Source organism: Bacteroidales bacterium (assembly GCA_018334875.1).
In the GTDB taxonomy this organism is placed as follows: domain Bacteria; phylum Bacteroidota; class Bacteroidia; order Bacteroidales; family UBA12077; genus JAGXLC01.
In genome coordinates this window covers 1-3983 of sequence record JAGXLC010000377.1, presented here as the reverse complement: position 1 = coordinate 3983, position 3983 = coordinate 1, and the positions used below count along the sequence as shown (strand labels likewise).

Genomic DNA, 3983 nt, shown 5'->3' with positions numbered 1-3983 from the left:
TATTTATTAGATTCTCTATTCTAAATACCCTAACATCCTTCAATTATACTTTGGGGGTCTACTTTATATCTCACATTTCCAGCCTTTGGCTAAATCTCAACCCGAGACACGAGACTCGGAACACGAGACCCTTTAGTCTTTCAGCATCAGCTTATCCACCTCATTAAAATTGTCGTAGCTGGACACAATGACTCTTTCCCCGGGCTGAAGGCCTTCAAGAACCTCGTAGTATCTCGGATTTTGTCGCCCTATGCGGATATTCCTCTTGTAAGCAAAGTCACCGGATTCATCCACTACATATACCCACTGACCGCCGGTGCTTTGATAGAATCCGCCCCGGGGAATCAGAACGGCTGTTTTCGACTGACCCAGTTCAAGCCTGATTCTAAAAGTTTGACCGATATTGATATCACCAGGTTGATTATCTTCAAATACCATATCTACGGTAAATTTGCCCTGCCTGACTTCAGGATACTTTTTGGTCAGCTTCAGATCAAAGGTTTTGCCCGTATAGTCAAAAGATCCAAACAAACCGTTTCTTACCCGGGAAATATAGTGCTCATCAATTTCCACATTCAGTTTATAGTCCTCGAGGATGTTGATCTTACCTATACGTGTGCCGTAAGTGATCACCTCACCCACCTCCGGTTCCAGACTGGCCAGTTCACCATCAACGGGAGCCTGAACGGTCAAATTTTCCAGCTTTTCCCTGACAATGTCCAATCCCTCTTCCATCCGTCCAACCGATCGCTCCAGGCTTTCAATCTGAGCTTTCCTGAATATGGAATCCTGCCTGTAAGCCTCCTTCATCAGTTCCTGCTTCTTCTTTGTTGTCTCAAACTGCTCTTTGGACTGAAGAAACTCCTCGTAGGAAATGTGATCATTCCTGTATAATTTTTGATTATTGTTGAAAGCACGCTGAATCTGAGTGAATTCCTTATCCAGTTCAATCAATTGTTCCTGTTTGCTGATCTTATCTCTTTGCATGCTCATTCGGGCTTCCCTTAACTGGTTGATGGATCTTGCAGCCTGAGCCTCATAGTCAGAAATACGAAGAATAAGATCTGTGCTGCTCAGTCTCATGATCTGATCTCCTTTGGTAACCATATTGCCCTCGTCTATAATGATTTCCTCAACGCGACCGCCTTCCACGGCATCCAGGAATATCGTCTTAATAGGCTCAACCGTTCCGATAACAGCAATATAATCTTTAAATACATCTTCTTCTATGGTTTGAATGGTGATCTTCTCTTTTTCCACATTCAATCTTGAGCTTTTATCGCCGAAAAAAATATTATAGGCCACCAACAGCACCAATAGGGCAACGACCATAATCCAGATGTTCTTTTTGCTGAAAAACCCGTTTTTCTTTTCAATGACTCGATCCATAATACAATCTGTTTGCTTTACATCTTTTTAGCATCTATCATGCCAAAACGCATATTCCTCTAAACAATAATATCATATAGAAATAAAGGCCGGTTGCACCATAAATTTTTCTGTTCGATAGTGTGACATATATAGTACGAAATCGAACAAAATATTAAAATTATTTGTATCTTTACAGGAAATAAGTTCAATCAACCCGGTAAAATTTCACTTTAATGGAAAAAAAAGAGAAAGAAGGCAAAGTACTGGCAATAGATGACAATGAAGACATTCTGTTTGCCTTAAAGCTGCTTCTTAAAAATCACGTGGAAAAAGTCCATACGGAAACTTCACCTGAAGGCCTTCCAAAATTGATGAAAGAAGAAGATTTTGATGTAATCCTGCTGGATATGAATTTCACAAAAGACGCCATCAGTGGGCAGGAAGGATTCGACTGGCTTTACAGGATTCTGGAGATTGACCCCGATGCAGTGGTTGTTTTTATCACTGCTTATGGAGATGCTGAAAAAGCGGTGAAGGCCATCAAAGCAGGAGCTACAGATTTTGTTTTAAAACCCTGGCAGAATGAAAAACTGCTTGCTACGATCTCCTCAGCTATCAAGCTGCGGAAATCCAAAAGAGAAGCCGGTGATCTCAAAGAAAAACAAAAAGAGATCAGCGAAATGCAGGATCGCCCGTTCCATGAATTCATCGGGGAATCCCCTGCGATGAAAGAGGTGTTTAAAACCATCAACAAAGTGGCACAAACAGATGCCAACGTATTGATCCTCGGTGAAAACGGTACAGGCAAAGAACTTGTGGCCCGCGCCCTTCACAGGAATTCGGCCCGAAAGGATGAAGTATTTATCAGCGTAGATCTTGGCGCCATTCATGAAAATCTTTTTGAAAGTGAATTGTTCGGACATGTGAAGGGTGCTTTTACCGATGCCCAAAAAGACAAGGCCGGACGCTTTGAATTAGCCAGTAGTGGAACGCTTTTCCTGGATGAGATCGGTAACCTGAGCCTCCCGCTTCAGGCCAAACTGTTAGCCGCCATTGAAAGAAAAGAAGTTACAAGACTCGGTTCCAATCAACCAAGACATATCGATGTACGGCTGATCTGTGCTACAAACAACGACATCCATAAGATGGTAGCCAATGAAGATTTCAGGCAGGATCTGCTTTACAGGATCAATACGGTTGAAATACCCCTTCCTCCTTTAAGGGAACGCACAGATGATATCCCCCTGCTTGCCGATCATTTTCTTAAACAGTATTCCAAAAAATATAAAAAACAGATCAAAAAAATCAGTTCGGAGGCACTTAAAAAACTTAACCGGCATCCCTGGCCGGGTAACGTCAGGGAGTTGCAGCATGCCATTGAAAGGGCCGTCATCATGTGTGATTCCAATATGCTTGAAGAAGACGATTTTCTCTTGTCGCCTGCGGGACAAAAAAGGGATGAGATCGAACTGGAAAGTTATGATCTGGAAGACATCGAAAAAAATGTAATTAAAAAAGTGCTCAGGCAAAATCAGGGCAATGTAACAAAGGCTGCTTCACAGCTTGGACTCACCAGAACCTCCCTTTACCGAAGAATGGAAAAATATGATTTATAAGAATTTCAGGCTGGTTATTTCTTTTCGAATATTGTTGCTGGCAGCAACAATATTCCTTTTTTTCTATACACTCACACTGGAGTATTTCATCACCCCATTCCTGATCGGTATGCTGATCATTTTCCAGATCATGCTGCTTGTACGATATGTGGATATCACCAACCGCAACCTGGCAAGTTTCCTGGAATCCATACGCTTTTCAGAATTCAGCAGGTCATTTCACATTGACGGAATGGGACAATCATTCGACGAGCTGAATAAAGCATTCAACGAAGTAATCAAAGATTTCCAGAAGATTCGTCAGCAGCTCGAAGAACAATACCAGTATCTGAACAGCGTGGTAAGCAACATCGACATCAGCATCATTACCTACCACAAGGACGGCACCGTAGATATGGTAAACCAGGCATTCCAGAAACTGTTCCAGGTTTACAACCTGAAGTACATTCAACAAATGGAAAAGGTAAGCCCGGAATTGAAGGATATCCTTATAAACCTGGAGCCGGGCAAGAACTATGTGCTTAAAATAAAGCAGGAAGATGATATTCTCCAGTTGGCGGTTTACGGCAGGGAGTTCCGGCTTCATACAAGAACCATCATGCTGGTAACCATTAAAGACATACAGTATGTATTGGAAGAGCAGGAAACCGAAACCTGGCAGAAACTGATAAGGGTTTTAACCCATGAAATCATGAATTCTATCACCCCGGTGGCTTCTCTCACCTCTACCCTCAGCCTGATGGTGAAAGAAACAAAAGAGGAGCACGACGGTAAGCTGGATGAAGAATCCACCGAAGAGATCCAGAAAGCTTTAAACACCATTCATAAAAGAAGCGAAGGGCTGCTGCATTTTGTAAATACCTATCGAAGCCTTACCAAAATACCCAAGCCCAATTTTGATATCGTCAAAGCCCGGGATATATTTAATGACATCAAACCACTGATGGAAAAAAATCTGGTTGACAACAACATCAGGTTGAGTACCCATGTAGATCC

General features: G+C 42.3%; 3 protein-coding genes. 2 read left to right on the top strand and 1 reads right to left on the bottom strand.

Going from position 1 to position 3983, the window contains the following annotated elements; genetic code table 11:
* Positions 1 to 132: 132 nt before the first annotated feature.
* Positions 133 to 1389, bottom strand: a complete 1257-nt coding sequence (locus tag KGY70_18360) for an efflux RND transporter periplasmic adaptor subunit (GenBank protein MBS3777165.1) — start codon at positions 1387 to 1389, stop codon at positions 133 to 135.
* Between the two features lie 215 nt (positions 1390 to 1604).
* Here KGY70_18360 and KGY70_18355 point away from each other — a divergent pair, with 215 nt between their 5' ends.
* The gene (locus tag KGY70_18355; GenBank protein MBS3777164.1) at positions 1605 to 2987 is read left to right on the top strand and encodes a sigma-54-dependent Fis family transcriptional regulator; all 1383 of its coding nucleotides are present in this window, start codon (positions 1605 to 1607) and stop codon (positions 2985 to 2987) included.
* Positions 2977 to 3983 (top strand): hypothetical protein (locus KGY70_18350; protein MBS3777163.1); only part of this gene is annotated, 1007 nt, incomplete at its 3' end. The genes KGY70_18355 and KGY70_18350, both read left to right, overlap by 11 nt.

Excerpts from the sequence above, each read along its gene's own strand:
- KGY70_18360 (MBS3777165.1), bottom strand. The coding sequence starts at position 1,389 with ATGGATCGAGTCATTGAAAAGAAAAACGGGTTTTTCAGCAAAAAGAAC.
- KGY70_18355 (MBS3777164.1), top strand. The coding sequence starts at position 1,605 with ATGGAAAAAAAAGAGAAAGAAGGCAAAGTACTGGCAATAGATGACAAT.